This is a genomic window from Acinetobacter dispersus (assembly GCF_009884975.1).
Classification (GTDB): domain Bacteria; phylum Pseudomonadota; class Gammaproteobacteria; order Pseudomonadales; family Moraxellaceae; genus Acinetobacter; species Acinetobacter dispersus.
The window spans coordinates 1,391,658-1,405,997 of the sequence record NZ_CP041970.1 but is presented as its reverse complement, the minus strand read 5'-3'; the positions used below and the strand labels follow the sequence as shown (position 1 = coordinate 1,405,997).

General features: G+C 41.7%; 11 protein-coding genes. 5 read left to right on the top strand and 6 right to left on the bottom strand.

The genetic code is table 11. The features are described 5' to 3' along the window. Positions 1-280: 280 nt before the first annotated feature. Positions 281-1,669: an amino acid permease gene (locus FPL17_RS06360; RefSeq protein ID WP_005189090.1), complete on the top strand. Its 1,389-nt coding sequence runs from the start codon at positions 281-283 to the stop codon at positions 1,667-1,669. Between the two features lie 180 nt (positions 1,670-1,849). After that, the gene (locus tag FPL17_RS06355; RefSeq protein ID WP_159884018.1) at positions 1,850-3,022 is read left to right on the top strand and encodes an MFS transporter; all 1,173 of its coding nucleotides are present in this window, start codon (positions 1,850-1,852) and stop codon (positions 3,020-3,022) included. A 1-nt stretch (position 3,023) separates the two neighbouring features. On the opposite strand, the gene FPL17_RS06350 is transcribed toward FPL17_RS06355, so the two are convergent. Then, a complete protein-coding gene (locus FPL17_RS06350; RefSeq protein ID WP_159884016.1) occupies positions 3,024-4,514 on the bottom strand; it encodes an amidase in 1,491 nt (496 codons plus the stop codon). A gap of 204 nt (positions 4,515-4,718) precedes the next feature. On the opposite strand from FPL17_RS06350, the gene FPL17_RS06345 reads away from it, so the two are divergent. After that, the gene (locus tag FPL17_RS06345; RefSeq protein WP_005189081.1) at positions 4,719-5,198 is read left to right on the top strand and encodes a hypothetical protein; all 480 of its coding nucleotides are present in this window, start codon (positions 4,719-4,721) and stop codon (positions 5,196-5,198) included. Positions 5,199-5,248: 50 nt separating this feature from the next. Here the strand turns inward: FPL17_RS06345 and accC are convergent, their stop codons facing one another. The 5 genes from accC to FPL17_RS06320 all read right to left on the bottom strand — a co-directional run bounded on the left by accC (position 5,249) and on the right by FPL17_RS06320 (position 9,878). After that, positions 5,249-6,613, bottom strand: a complete 1,365-nt coding sequence (gene accC, locus FPL17_RS06340; RefSeq protein WP_005189078.1) for an acetyl-CoA carboxylase biotin carboxylase subunit — start codon at positions 6,611-6,613, stop codon at positions 5,249-5,251. A 17-nt stretch (positions 6,614-6,630) separates the two neighbouring features. Next, positions 6,631-7,050, bottom strand: coding sequence for an acetyl-CoA carboxylase biotin carboxyl carrier protein (gene accB, locus FPL17_RS06335; RefSeq protein ID WP_004807532.1), 420 nt, complete (start codon positions 7,048-7,050; stop codon positions 6,631-6,633). Positions 7,051-7,076: 26 nt separating this feature from the next. Then, positions 7,077-7,526, bottom strand: a complete 450-nt coding sequence (aroQ, locus tag FPL17_RS06330) for a type II 3-dehydroquinate dehydratase (RefSeq protein WP_005189076.1) — start codon at positions 7,524-7,526, stop codon at positions 7,077-7,079. A 726-nt stretch (positions 7,527-8,252) separates the two neighbouring features. Then, positions 8,253-9,287 (bottom strand): ABC transporter substrate-binding protein, encoded by a 1,035-nt coding sequence (locus tag FPL17_RS06325; protein ID WP_159884014.1) that lies wholly within the window; start codon positions 9,285-9,287, stop codon positions 8,253-8,255. Continuing rightward, positions 9,288-9,878 carry an ANTAR domain-containing response regulator gene (locus FPL17_RS06320; RefSeq protein ID WP_005189070.1) on the bottom strand — a complete coding sequence of 197 codons (591 nt, stop codon included), beginning with the start codon at positions 9,876-9,878 and terminating at the stop codon, positions 9,288-9,290. A 533-nt stretch (positions 9,879-10,411) separates the two neighbouring features. On the opposite strand from FPL17_RS06320, the gene FPL17_RS06315 reads away from it, so the two are divergent. Together FPL17_RS06315 and nirB are read left to right on the top strand one after the other, a co-directional pair. Beyond that, positions 10,412-11,764 carry an MFS transporter gene (locus FPL17_RS06315; RefSeq protein ID WP_159884012.1) on the top strand — a complete coding sequence of 451 codons (1,353 nt, stop codon included), beginning with the start codon at positions 10,412-10,414 and terminating at the stop codon, positions 11,762-11,764. A gap of 28 nt (positions 11,765-11,792) precedes the next feature. Continuing rightward, complete coding sequence (nirB, locus tag FPL17_RS06310) at positions 11,793-14,339, top strand: nitrite reductase large subunit NirB (RefSeq protein WP_159884010.1); 2,547 nt, start codon at positions 11,793-11,795, stop codon at positions 14,337-14,339. The last annotated feature ends 1 nt before the right edge of the window (position 14,340 follow it).

The window sequence follows — 14,340 nt, the reverse complement described above, 5'->3', positions numbered from 1 at the left end:
ATAAAATGATGTATAGGTTTTTATCGGCCAATTCTAGTTTGCTTAGAGCAAAAATCCCTGTGTCTTAATTTCTATCATACTGAAAATAATTAATTACGCAATACATAATTTAATTACATTATTCATAATATTTGTTATTTATTGAATTTTCTGTTTATATGCGCGGTTATTCGAAAAGTGAATTAATTATTTTTCGAGTTAGATATAGGCATTTGTGATTAACTTATGATATACGTAATTTTAGACAGAAAAATTACGCGACACGGATGAGAATAATCATATGTCAAAACAGGAGCAAGGAAACCTGAACCCAGGTTTAAGCAATCGGCATATCCAGCTTATTGCGCTAGGTGGTGCGATTGGCACAGGTTTGTTTCTAGGTATCTCACAATCGATTAAGCTGGCGGGCCCATCGGTCATTCTAGGTTATGCGATTGCAGGGCTTATTGCATTTTTAATGATGCGACAGCTAGGCGAAATGGTGGTACAAGAGCCAGTCAGTGGTTCATTTAGCCATTTTGCTTACAAATACTGGGGCTCATTTGCAGGTTTCATGTCAGGTTGGAACTATTGGGTACTCAATGTGCTGGTCTGTATGGCTGAGCTCACAGCGATTGGGTTATATATTCAATACTGGTGGCCTGAAATCCCGACATGGGTTTCGGCATTGGCCTTTTTTATCTTAATTAACGGTATCAACCTTTTGCATGTCAAGTTTTTTGGTGAAATGGAGTTTTGGTTCTCTATCATCAAAATTTTAGCAATCTTGGCCATGATTGGTTTTGGTTCGTATTTACTTGCAACAGGAACAGCAGGGCCACAGGCTGGTATCAGTAACCTTTGGGCATTGGGTGGATTCTTTCCATTTGGTGTAGAAGGTCTGGTCATGGCAATGGCGGTGATCATCTTTGCTTTTGGTGGCATCGAGTTATTTGGTATTACTGCGGCAGAAGCACGTGATCCTGATAAAACTTTGCCGAAAGCAGTGAATCAAATTATCTATCGTATTTTGATTTTCTATATTGCAACGCTTTTCATCTTATTCGCACTGTTCCCTTGGAACCAAATGGCGCAAGGTGGTAGCCCATTCGTGATGGTCTTCGCATCATTGGATAGCCAAGGCGTGGCAACAATGTTGAACTTTGTGATCTTAACTGCGGCTGTATCTGTTTATAACGGAACCAGCTATTGCAGTAGCCGTATGTTATTGGGCTTGGCTCAACAAGGTAATGCACCTAAGTTCCTTAAGAAAATCAATAAACGTGGTATTCCAACCAATGCGGTTTATATATCTGCATTTGTCACTGTACTGTGTGTGTTGTTGAACTATGCATTCCCTGAGAAAGCATTTGGTTTGTTAATGATGCTGGTAGTTGCTGCGATTGTGATTAACTGGGTGGTGATTTCATGGACGCATTTAAAGTTCCGTAAAGCCATGCAAGCACAAGGGCTAACCACCAAATTCCCAAGTATTGCTTATCCATTCAGTAATTATCTATGCATTATTTTTATGCTTAGTATTCTTGTGGTGATGTCAATGACTGCAGATATGCGTATCGCAGTCATGATGATTCCTGCATGGATTCTGTGTTTGATGCTGGCCTATTTTTTGAAACAGCGAAAATTAAGAAATGCTCAGCCGAGTGTAGCTTTAAATACGGATGTTTAACCTTCAAAGCGATATTTAAAAACAGGGCTGAATTTTCAGCCCTGTTTTTTACATATCGGCTTTGATATTCATGCTGATATTTGGCGAATTGTTTGGTGAAATGAGCTAAAATTCACTTATATCAATCGAGTTTCCTTTCTCTGTTTATTCTTATTTGACACCTTAAAAAAGGCATTTGAATTGCTTCAATCATTAAGTATCCAAACACGATTGGGTGGTTTCTACCTGTTCTACTATGCCATAGTTGGAACTTTCATGCCGTATTGGAACCTGTATCTACAAGATCAGGGGTTCAATTACCAAGAGATCGGCATTCTTTCGTCAATTGCGATTATCACGCGTTTTTTTGCACCGCTGATTTGGGGCTGGATTGCCGATAAATCAGGTAAACGAATGCTTTTGGTTCGAATTGCAACATGGATGGAAGCCTGTATCTGGTTCGCCATCTTCGTCATTCCGAATAGTTTCCAATCGGTGGCTTTACTGATGCTGATTTTTAGCTTTTTCCAAAATGCTATCTTGGCGCAATTTGAGGGCGTGACTTTATTTTGGCTAGGTGAAAAGCGTGCGGAACTCTATGGCAAAGTGCGTAAATGGGGATCTGTTGGTTTTATTGTCGGTGTATTTGTAATTGGGGCTTTGTTGGAGGTTATTCCAATTTCAATGCTGCCAATCTTACTTCTCTCTGTTTCATTTTTGGCTTTTCTTTGGTCATTTAGTATTAAAGAACCTGAACACGCACCGAGCTCTCAGAAAAGGCTTGAACCGCTACTCCCGATTTTAAAACGGCCCATCGTTGCTGCATTTTTTAGTATTGAATTTATTTTGCTGTTTTCATTGGCTCCGTTTTATAGCTTCTATAGTAACTTCCTTAAAGAGATTGGATTTAGTACCACACAAATCGGTAGTTTATGGGCAATGGGAGTGATTGCTGAAATCGTCATGTTTGCTGTGGCACAAAAGCTATTCTTCACTCGCTTTTCATGGCGAACATTGGTGGTGATTTGCTTAGTCTTGACCAGTTTACGTTGGTTCTTGGTTGGTATCTTAGAAACCAATTACATTGGACAGTTGCTTGCTCAGTGTTTACATGCTTTTAGTTTTGGCCTGTTCCACCTGATTGCCATGAAAGTGATTTTCCAAAACTTTACACCAGAGCAGCAAGGCCGAGGACAGGCATTGTATAGCACCATGTGGGGCTTGGGGGTGGCATCTGGAAGTTTGTTGGCAGGGCACTATTGGCAAGTTTTTTCAGGTGCGACCATTTTTTACTGTGCCAGTGTGGTGGTCTTGTTTGGTTTATTACTGGTGCTATGGCTGCCGAATCAAGTGGAAACAGCAGCCAAAACTTAGACTAGATTTGGATGTGTTTATATTGCGGCAACCATGGTTGTGCTTGTTCAAGTTGAGCCGCAAGTTGCAACAAACGATCCTCACGTCCAAACGGTGCAATAAACTGGCTACCGAGTGGCATACCATGTTTGTTCCAATAAAGTGGCACCGACATGGCAGGTAGGCCCGTTACATTGGCCAATTGGGTAAATGGTACCCAGCTTAAATTGTCCTGTACCATTTTTTCAACTAACTTGCCTTGCGCTAAATAATGCGCTTTACCAACTTTTAACAAGCCTTTTAGGATTGGCTTCTGCCAAGCAGGTGTAGCAACTTCACCATTTTTAGGCGCGACTGAGGCCGTGGTTGGGGTGAGGTATAAGTCATATTTTTCAAAGAAAATATTCATCTGGGTGCTGTACAGCCCCCAATTATTGAGCGTATGAATATATTCTGTCGCGGTGGTCTTCGCTCCAAAGGCAGCCAAAGCAATTGAATCGAGTTCGAAATCACCATCTGTTGCACCCGCCATTTGTTTGATTTGTGCCTGCATATAAGAGAATTGGCTAAACCATGTGGTGACAAAATCTTTTGCCAGTTCGAGGCCATCAATTTTAGGTCGGTCTTCAACCACGATATGACCCAATGACTCCAATAGCTTCGCGGTTTGTTGCACAGCTTGGATAGCATCTTTAGAAATTTTGGTACCAATTGGTGATTGGGTACTGAAGGCAATGCGGAGTTTTTTCGGAGTCTGTTGAATCACGTCTAAATAGTTTTGTTCAGGAGCTTCAATACGAAATAGTGAGGTTTGTTCAGGACCTTGTACGGCATCAAGCATTGCTGCACTATCCCGAACGGTTTTGGTCAATACGTGTTGCATCGCTGCGCCGTGCATGGCTTCGCTAAATTGTGGTCCCCATGGTGTACGCCCACGACTCGGTTTAAGCCCAAATAGACCACAATAGGAGGCAGGAATACGAATTGATCCACCACCATCACCAGCACCAGCAATCGGGACTAAGCCGCCTGCAACAGCTGAAGCAGAACCGCCTGAAGATCCACCGCTGTTATATTTTAAATTCCAAGGATTATGGCATGCTCCCCAAGCGTCAGGCTCAGTAATCCCTTTAATACCAAATTCAGGCGTGTTGGTACGACCAAAGGTGACAATACCAGTTTGTTCCCAGCGATTGACAATTTCTGCATTAAAGTCTGGCGTGTAATTGATTTTCTTTAATGCTTGACTGCCATAAGAGGTTGGTACACCGCGGTATTCTTGGAATAGATCTTTGACTAAGAATGGAACACCAGCGAATGGACCTGATAAAGCGTGTTGAGCGCGTTGTTTGGCTTGCTCATACATTGGGATAATGATGGCATTTAGCTTTGGATTGACCTGATTGCTTCGTTCTAATGCGATTTCGAGTAACTCTGATGGGTGAACTTCTTTGTTTTTGACTAACTCAGCTAACCCCAAACCATCGTACTGTACGTATTCTGAAAATTTCATGGCTTTTATCCCTAAAGCGAAAATCTTTATAAAGTAAAAAGTTAAATACAATTTGAAAAATAGGATACCTGAAAAAGTGGCAAAACAAGCAATTAAATTACATGGTAAAAATATTGTGTTTATATGGTTATGAATGCATGCTTTTATCAAAAAATATGCTAATTTAAGCCTATGCACCGTTAAGATGACGACTTAATTAAATCTATGAAAAATATTTATATTATTGGATTATTATGGGCTTGCTCAACATGGACTATGGCAGAGACGGTCGTAAATGACAAAGCAGCAGTAACACCTCAACAAATAGCTAAAGCCAATGCGATTCGGGTCACAACTCGCCCTGAAATTATGGGTCTGTGGGGAATGGAAATTCCGAACAATAAGAAGTGTGTCGAATACTATAACTTCCGTGGTGCAAGTGATGTGGTGATTAAAAGTGGTCAAGAATGGTCGTATGGTTTATATGATTATCAGCCATCAGAAGATCATAAAGAGCGTTTGCCTGCATTGGTTCTGCAAATCAAATATGACAATAATGAAATGGACTGTTCAGGTCAAAAGCAGGATCAAACGGGTGAAGTTTCCCAATACTTTGTAAAATGGGCCAATGATTCAACCATCGATTTTTGTGCCAGCGAGAAAGGTGATAAGTGTTTTGCGACTTTGCGTCGTGTTTTACCTTAATAAGATTGAGTTAGACATAAAAAAGCCTCTTGAGTAAGAGGCTTTTTTATTTATGCTGTTTCAGCTTTTGGTTCAAGCTGCTTTAGCAAATGTTTTTCAAGATAATGAATATCCATTGCCTGTTCACAGAAATTTTTGTCTTTTAAGATCAAATCTTTATGCAAAGGAATATTGGTTTTGATCCCTGTCAAAATCATTTCATCTAATGCTTGGCGCATGCGAGCTAATGATGTTTCACGGTCTTTACCATGAGAAATCAATTTTGCAATCATTGAGTCATAGTAAGGCGGGATGTTATAGCCCTGATAGATGTGTGAATCCAAACGGATACCTGCACCGCCTGGCGCATAGAAACTTTCAATTTTGCCTGGAGAAGGCAAGAACGTGGTTGGATCTTCAGCATTGATACGGCATTCAATCGCATGACCTTTAACTTCGATCTGCTCTTGTTCAAGTTCAAGACCTAAACCAGCTGCAATACGAAGTTGCTGTTCAATGATATCAACCCCAGTCACCATTTCAGTGACAGGATGTTCAACTTGCACACGAGTATTCATTTCGATGAAGAAGAATTCACCATCTTCAAATAAGAACTCAAATGTACCCGCACCACGATACTGCATCAACTTACAAGCATTCACACACGCTTCTAAAATATCAGCGCGCGCTTGTTCAGGTAGGTTTGGGGCAGGTGCTTCTTCTAATACCTTTTGATGGCGACGTTGTAAAGAACAGTCACGATCATAGAGGTGAATCGCATGGCCATTACCATCACCAAGAACCTGTACTTCGACATGGCGAGGCTTTTGTAAGAAACGTTCCATATAAACGGTATCGTCACCGAACCACATTTCAGCATCACGCTGAGCAGCTTGAACAGATTCAAGTAGGGTGTCGACACGTTCTACAATACGCATACCACGACCGCCGCCGCCAGAAGCAGCTTTCACGATCAATGGAAAGCCGATTTCTTTTGCTTCCGCAAGCGCATTGTTAATGGTTACTGCATGGTCACAGCCCGGTACTGTTGGTACGCCTGATTTTTTCATGGCAATAATCGCTGATACTTTATTCCCCATCAGGCGAATATGTTCAGGGCGAGGGCCAATAAAAATAAAGCCAGAACTTTCTACAATTTCCGCAAATTCCGCATTCTCGGACAAGAAACCATAGCCAGGATGGATTGCATCTGCACCTGTGATTTCTGCAGCAGTAATAATTGCAGGAATATTTAAATAGCTTTCGCTACTTGCACCCGGTCCGATACACACTGCTTCATCAACGAAGCGTAAGTGCATTAAGTCTTTATCAGCATCTGAATAGATACCAACTGTTTTAATGCCAAGAGTTTTACAAGCCCGAGTAATTCGTAAAGCGATTTCGCCACGGTTTGCAATTAATACTTTTTGCAACATAGGAATCCCCAAACTGATTAAGCACGGTAGCGGAAAAGTGGTTGACCGAATTGGATCACTTCACCATTTTTCACTAGAATTTCTTCAATTACGCCGCTTTTTGTTGCTTCAATTGGGTTCATGATTTTCATTGCCTCAATGATCCCCAATGTTTCACCCGCAGATACTGTTTGACCTACATTTACAAATGGTGCTTCACCTGGACTTGGCGCTGCATAGAACACACCAACCATTGGTGATGATTCAACTGCACCACGTGGTGTTTTTGCTGCTGGTGCTGGAGCAGCAACCGTTGGAGCTGCAGCTACAGCAGCCGCGGCATAAACAGGAGTAGGGCGAGTTAATGAGATGGATTGGTCGCCTTCCTTAACTTCAATCGCTTGTAAGTCAGATTCAATCATCAAGTCGATGAGCTTCTTGATTTTACGGATATCCATGAGTGAGCATTCCTAAAAAGTCTAAATTAGTTAGAAGATTGAATTTTTTCGATAGCGTAATCGAGAGCAAAGGAATAACCCTTTGCACCTAAGCCACAAATTACGCCAATGGCTTTATCTGATAAATATGAGTGATGACGGAATGATTCACGAGCGTGAACATTTGACAAATGAACCTCAATAAATGGAATGGCAACACCAAGTAAAGCATCGCGTAAAGCAACTGAGGTATGGGTCAAGGCAGCAGGGTTGATAATGATAAATTTCACACCCTCGTTTTGTGCTTGATGGATACGATCGACAATCGCACCTTCCCAGTTGCTTTGAAAAGTATCTAGTGTATGTGATGCATGTTGGGCTTGAGCGATGAGTTGCTGGTTAACATCATCTAGCGTCAGATAACCATATACCTCTGGTTCGCGTTTTCCTAGCAAGTTCAAATTCGGTCCATGAATTACCAAAATGGTTGAGCTCATTCAGCCTGCTCCAATTCTAAATCTGCAAAAGTTTTTTGCAAGATGTCTGCAAAGTTTGCTTATTATGGCACAAAATTCTGCAATTTTTTTATAATTTGTTTTAATCGATGAAGAAATTTGCATGCCAAGCATGGTGCATATAATGAAAACTTTGCAAGGAATTGGCAATGTTAAAATATGACAAAATTTAGCGTAATTTTATTTTTAAACATTCTAAACTGAATTACCCCATTTCGTTCATGGGATTTGTGTAACTCAGCAGTCAAACTATATATATTTTCGTATTTTAGCGCGATTTAAATCCTTAGAAAGGAATCGATTAGAGCGTATTTTGATGAGACTCATTAGGGTAATGGTTTTATACTAACATATTGTTTTTATGTGCTTAAATTATTATTTGTGAAGATCTTAAACCTGTAGTTGCTAAAATATAAATATTGAACATTTTCTGATGCTACTTGGTGATTGCGTGACATTGTGAAGCGCTTGATAACAGCAATGTAAGATGATTAGAGATTGAACACTGTTATCGCTTATTCAGTTGGCAGAAATGATAAAAATTCGCATTCTAGATGGCAGTTAATGACATAAAAATGTCCGAAAAAGATATCTCTGCTTTCAATATGATAGTTATTACTTAAGGGGTTACTTTTGATTGGCGTAATCCCTTTTGGGTCTTTCAAAAGCTGTCTTGATACTTAAAGACAGCTTTTTTTGTCCTTTGTTTTATGTGGGATTCGCAGCAGCTTTATAGGTTTCAAGCAGTAGGCAATTCTGTGCTTGAGTCATATAAGTGTCTCGTTCAAGTTCTACAGCATTCCATTTATGCATTTGTTGAAATAGCCATTCAAAATCTTGGGCTTTCGGTTCAGCATTGTTCTGTACAAAATTACGAATGATATTCTGGATGGTAAAGTATTTTTCAACATGAATGTCTGGCGAGCAATGGAACTGAATCACATCAAATTCAATCAGAAGTTGCCATACAGGTGCAAAATCTTCGAGTTGACGTAATTCTTGTTGCGCTTTGAGAATGGCACTGGTTAAGGCAATCAAGCTGTGTGGATGTTGTTGCGCCCATTCTTGCGTGACCGCTAAGACTTTGTCGGCAACATTCGGGATAATGTGCTGACTTGAACAGACAATTTGGCTTAGACCTTGTAACTCAGCTTGAGTATTCCAAGGTTCTCCGACACAAAACCCATCTATTAAATGATTACTGATCGCTTCAACCATATAGGGAGGTGGCAGGGTTTTCATTTGAATGGATTGCGCTAGTTGAGGGTCGGCCAAAGCAAGCCATTCTCTTAAGCAATAGTGATGAATTGAGTGTTGAAACACATGCGCCAAAGAGATGTTTTGATCTTGCTGGATATAATTCGTCAGTTTCTTGGCTGAACTTTCTGCAGTATCTTGTTTTTGAATATTCAGCGCATAACAGAGCTTTTGGCTTAAGCTAATAAAGGCTCGATTTTCACTCAGCACGAGAGGGGTTTGTAGTGGAATGCCAATTTGATCTGTGCCGGCCGCTGCTGCTGGCAGCATAGCAGACAGGCAATGTGCAGCATCGAGTGAGCCAAAAGCTAAACGATCACGTAAACTGGCCCAAGAAGCTTCCTTGACTAAATTGACATTTAAACCGACTTCTTCAAAAAAACCACGCTGTTTTGCCCAGAGTAATGCGACACAATCAAGTAAGGGAATATAGCCCAGTTGTAATTCGGTTTTTTCTACTTTTGCTAATTCGACTAAATGGCTCATCTATTCATCCTTTAGTTGATTATTTAAAAGTTGTTGGGCATCCAGTAAGCGCCGTGCCATTTCTCCAATGGTCATGCGATGGCTCATGGCATTTTTTCTGAGTAATTGAAACGCAGTGTCTTCAGTTAAGCCATGCAGTTGCATCAGCAACACTTTGGCTTTTTCGACATCTTTACGATCTGCAAGCTTTGTCTTGGCATCTTTCAGGTCACATTCCAGTTTTTTATGCTTTTTATACTGCTCAATCGAAATATCTAAAATTGTGTGTAAGCGGCTTGGGTCGATACCATCAACGATATAGGCGGTAATCCCTGCATCGATGGCTTGTTTGATGGTGTCTTTATCGGTGTTCTTGGTAAATAAGACCGTAGGCAGATCAAAATTACTGACACAACTTTCAATCACATCGCGATGTGGATGATCCATATCAAGCAGAATGACATCGGCTTGAAGATGTTCGAGTTTAAAAATATTGAGATGATCGAGGGTAAAACAAGCCACTACATCAAAGTCATGTTCAATCAAACAGGTTTTTATGTATTCAGCCCGAGCCTGGTCGTCATCAATAAGTGCGATCTTGAGTTTCGGCATAAGTATATAGGTCAAACGGTGGGGTTATGCACAGAGATTAAAGTGCTGTGCGTATTGTTTTTGAAGCAAAAATAGTGCCAGTGAAGCTATTTTGATTTCTTATTCGGTGCAATCGCTCCATGGGGCGTATTGTTTATGCGCTTTATTGTATCGCTGTGACCAAGTAGAAGAAATGAAAAATTTGAATTATATCCTCTAGAATAAAAACTGCACTTTTTAAGTGCATAAAAAGAGTTGTTTTGAAGCAGTACGAATTATGCTTTAAAACAGGTCGTTGTACTGAACTTGCTCTCTTCAAATGAAGTGGTATTTATTTAAAGTAAAGAATAAGTTAATAAAATCAATATAAAACAATAACTAATGTTTTGTTGGTGTGATTGTGATTAGAACTTGGCATAACATTTGCTAACTATTCCTTGAGTCAAAGATGACTTGCAAAATTGTAAGACGGCCAACGATGTCCGATCTGATCGGTTTGTTGATACAGCGTGCTGTATGAACAACACATGATACGTTCAGTATGGGAGATGGCAATGTCTTTAGATTTATCGGCGAAAAAAGCCACATCAATTAAGTTATTCAACTTTTCTGCACCAGCGATGCGGGCATTCCACATGAGTTGGCTTGCTTTCTTCGTTTGTTTCTTTGCTTGGTTTGCTTGTGCACCGTTAATGCCAGTGATCGCAGGCGAGTTCCATCTCACCAAAGATCAGATCGCCAATATCAATATTGCTGCTGTTGCAATCACGATTGTGGTTCGATTAATCGTTGGCCCACTGTGTGATAAATATGGCCCACGTAAAACGTATACTGCATTGTTATTGCTGGGCAGTATTCCTGTATTTGGTGTTGCTGCAGCCAATAGTTATGAATCCTTCCTATTTTTCCGTTTATTGATAGGTGCAATTGGCGCCAGCTTTGTGATCACGCAATACCATACCAGCATTATGTTTGCGCCAAATGTTGTAGGCACCGCCAATGCCGCTTCAGCGGGTTGGGGGAATGCAGGTGGTGGTGCAACACAAGCCTTGATGCCTTTACTGTTGTCTGCCTTGGTGATGTTCGGTGTTGAACAAGCCATGGGGTGGAGAATTGCATTGCTTGTACCTGGTGTGATGATGCTGATCGTGGGTGTGCTTTATTGGAAGCTGACTCAAGACTGCCCGCAAGGTGATTTTAAAGAACTGCGTGCCCAAGGTGTTGTAGTTGGAAGCGACAAAAAAGGTGGCTTAGCCATCCTAATGCACGCAGCGCGTAACTATCGGGTCTGGATTCTATTCTGCTCTTATGCGGCATGTTTCGGCATTGAAATCTTCATGCACAACATCATTGCGATGTATTACGTCGAGCACTTTAACTTTGGTTTAAAAGAAGCAGGACTGGCAGCAGGGGTTTTTGGTTTGCTGGCACTGTTTGCCCGTGCGCTTGGCGGGATTGTTTCAGACAAAGTGGCGCTGAAAAAAGGTTTGGATGGTCGTACCAAAATCTTGTTTCTGTTGATCTTGGGTGAAGGACTGTTCCTGATGTTATTCGCGCATATGAATAGTGCCGTTCTTGCAATCCTCAGTATGACCATCTTCGCACTGTTTACCCATATGGCATGTGGTGCGACCTATGCATTGGTTCCATTTATTGATCGTGAAGCACTCGGTGGTGTGGCAGGCATTATTGGTGCAGGTGGCAATGTCGGGGCAGTCGCAGCAGGATTCTTGCTGAAAGGAATGGTCGATTTTCAAACTTGTTTAATGGTTTTAGGTGGCTTGGTAGTGATTGCTGCAAGCTCAGTAATGCTTATCCGATTCTCGGTGGAGCATAAAGAAAAAGAACAACAGCTGTTCGAACAAGCCATGTTGGAACGTAGCTCAGAACAAAGTAGCGCAGCTTAATCAAAGATTCGATTTGAGGAGAAACACAATGAAATTAGTGATGATTGGTCACGGTATGGTAGGGCATAAATTCATCGAAGCCATCTTGGAGAAAGCTGATGATGAATTAGAAATTACCATCCTTGCAGAAGAACCACGTATTGCCTATGACCGCGTACATTTGACTGAATACTTCTCTGGTAAAACAGCAAAAGACTTATCACTGGCTCGCTTTGATTTTGCAGACGCGCACGGTATTGATTTAAGACTGAATACCAAAGCGGTAGAAATTAATGCAGCTGAGCAAACGGTGACCACCAACTTTGGCGATGTGATTCATTATGACAAATTGGTCTTAGCAACAGGGTCGTATGCCTTTGTTCCGCCAATCTCAGGCAATGATCGTGAAAACTGTTTTGTCTATCGAACCATTGAAGATTTAGATGCCATCCGTGCTGCAAGCTTAAATGCCAAAACAGGTGTGGTGATTGGTGGCGGCTTATTAGGTTTGGAAGCGGCTAAAGCATTGCGAGATTTAAATCTGGAAACGCATGTGGTGGAGTTTGCACCACGTTTGATGGCGGTACAGATTGATGATCTTGGTGGCAAGGTATTGCGCCGTAAAATTGAAAATCTTGGGGTGAAAGTCCACACCCAAAAAGCCACACAATGTATTGAAGCCGGTGATAACACAACGCACATCATGAAGTTTGCTGATGGTAGCGAGCTGGAAACAGATATCATTTTATTCTCTGCGGGGATTCGTCCACGTGATGAATTAGCGCGGGTGAGTGGTTTAGCGTTGGGTGAGCGTGGCGGGATTAAAATCAACGATTATTGCCAAACCTCAGATCAACATATCTATGCGATTGGTGAATGTGCGCTGTGGGATAACAAAATCTACGGTCTGGTCGCGCCCGGTTATGACATGGCACGTATTGCCGCAAAACATATCTTAGCCGAAGAAACCCATTGTTTCGCGGGTGCAGATATGAGCACCAAGTTGAAGTTGATGGGCGTTGATGTGGCATCAGTCGGTGATGCGCATGGGATGACACCAAACTCACTTAGCTATTTTTATGCCGATGAAGATAGCCTTGTGTATAAAAAGATCGTGGTCGATGCAGATAAAACCAAGTTGCTCGGTGCGGTCTTGGTCGGTGATGCCAAAGAATATAACGACCTGCTACAAATGATGTTGAACGGTCTGGCATTACCAGAAACGCCTGAAAGTTTGATCATGCCAGGTTTTGCCGATTCAGGTGCCAAAGCTGGTGGCAGCGGTGTCGATTTACTACCTGATAGTGCAACCATTTGTTCATGTAATAACGTGTCTAAAGCCGATATTTGCCAAGCAATTTGTGATGGTTCAACCTCACTCGGTGCTTTGAAAAAATGTACCAAAGCGGCGACAGCCTGTGGTGGTTGTGCACCTTTAGTCACGCAAGTGTTGAAGTCTGAACTACAACGCCAAGGCGTAACGGTCAATAACCATGTGTGTGAGCACTTCCCGTACTCACGCCAAGAAATTTATCACTTGGTTCGTGTCAATGAAATCAAGACCTTTGATGATTTGATTCACCAACATGGTCATGGTCTAGGCTGTGATATTTGTAAGCCGATGGCGGCCAATATTTTGGCATCCTGCTGGAATGATTTCGTACTAGAACCTAGCCATGCAGGCCTACAAGACAGTAACGATTACTACTTAGGTAATATCCAAAAAGATGGTTCTTACTCGGTTGTGCCGCGTATGGCAGGTGGTGAAGTCACACCAGATGGCTTAATTGCTGTCGGTCAAATTGCCAAAAAATATAACCTGTATACCAAAATTACCGGTGGACAACGTGTCGACTTATTTGGTGCGCAAATCCATCAACTCCCGTTTATCTGGGAAGAGCTCAACGCAGCAGGTTTTGAATCAGGTCATGCTTACGGGAAATCTTTGCGTACCGTGAAATCATGTGTTGGTAGTACATGGTGCCGTTATGGAGTGGACGATTCTGTTGGCTTGGCGATTGAACTTGAGAACCGCTATAAAGGCTTACGTTCGCCACATAAATTGAAAATGGCGGTGTCGGGCTGTACCCGTGAATGTGCCGAAGCGCAAGGTAAAGATGTTGGGGTAATTGCAACTGAGAAAGGCTGGAACTTATATGTCTGTGGAAATGGCGGTATGAAACCACGCCATGCAGAATTATTGGCTTCTGACCTCAATACTGAAACCTTGATTCGTTATATTGACCGTTTCTTTATGTTCTATATCCAAACGGCAGATCGTTTACAACGTACCAGCGTATGGCGTGACAATATGGAAGGTGGTTTGGATTATCTCAAATCAGTGATTGTCGATGATTCTCTAGGGCTAGCTGAAGAGCTTGAAAGCCGTATGAGCCATGTGATTGGCACTTATCAAGATGAATGGCGTACTGCGGTTGAAGACCCTGAGATTCGTAAACGTTTCCAAACCTATATCAATGCCCGTGCGGAAGAGCAAGCTGACCCACATATTCAATTTACCCAAGTACGTGATCAGATTCGTCCTTTGAATGACGCTGAACGTTCAGTCGATCGTATCCCAATGGTTGAAGCATAAG

Coding starts and splice junctions, on each gene's coding strand:
- FPL17_RS06360 (WP_005189090.1), top strand. CDS start 281: ATGTCAAAACAGGAGCAAGGAAACCTGAACCCAGGTTTAAGCAATCGG.
- FPL17_RS06350 (WP_159884016.1), bottom strand. CDS start 4,514: ATGAAATTTTCAGAATACGTACAGTACGATGGTTTGGGGTTAGCTGAG.
- FPL17_RS06345 (WP_005189081.1), top strand. CDS start 4,719: ATGAAAAATATTTATATTATTGGATTATTATGGGCTTGCTCAACATGG.
- accC (WP_005189078.1), bottom strand. CDS start 6,613: ATGTTGCAAAAAGTATTAATTGCAAACCGTGGCGAAATCGCTTTACGA.
- accB (WP_004807532.1), bottom strand. CDS start 7,050: ATGGATATCCGTAAAATCAAGAAGCTCATCGACTTGATGATTGAATCT.
- aroQ (WP_005189076.1), bottom strand. CDS start 7,526: ATGAGCTCAACCATTTTGGTAATTCATGGACCGAATTTGAACTTGCTA.
- FPL17_RS06325 (WP_159884014.1), bottom strand. CDS start 9,287: ATGAGCCATTTAGTCGAATTAGCAAAAGTAGAAAAAACCGAATTACAA.
- FPL17_RS06320 (WP_005189070.1), bottom strand. CDS start 9,878: ATGCCGAAACTCAAGATCGCACTTATTGATGACGACCAGGCTCGGGCT.
- FPL17_RS06315 (WP_159884012.1), top strand. CDS start 10,412: ATGTCTTTAGATTTATCGGCGAAAAAAGCCACATCAATTAAGTTATTC.
- nirB (WP_159884010.1), top strand. CDS start 11,793: ATGAAATTAGTGATGATTGGTCACGGTATGGTAGGGCATAAATTCATC.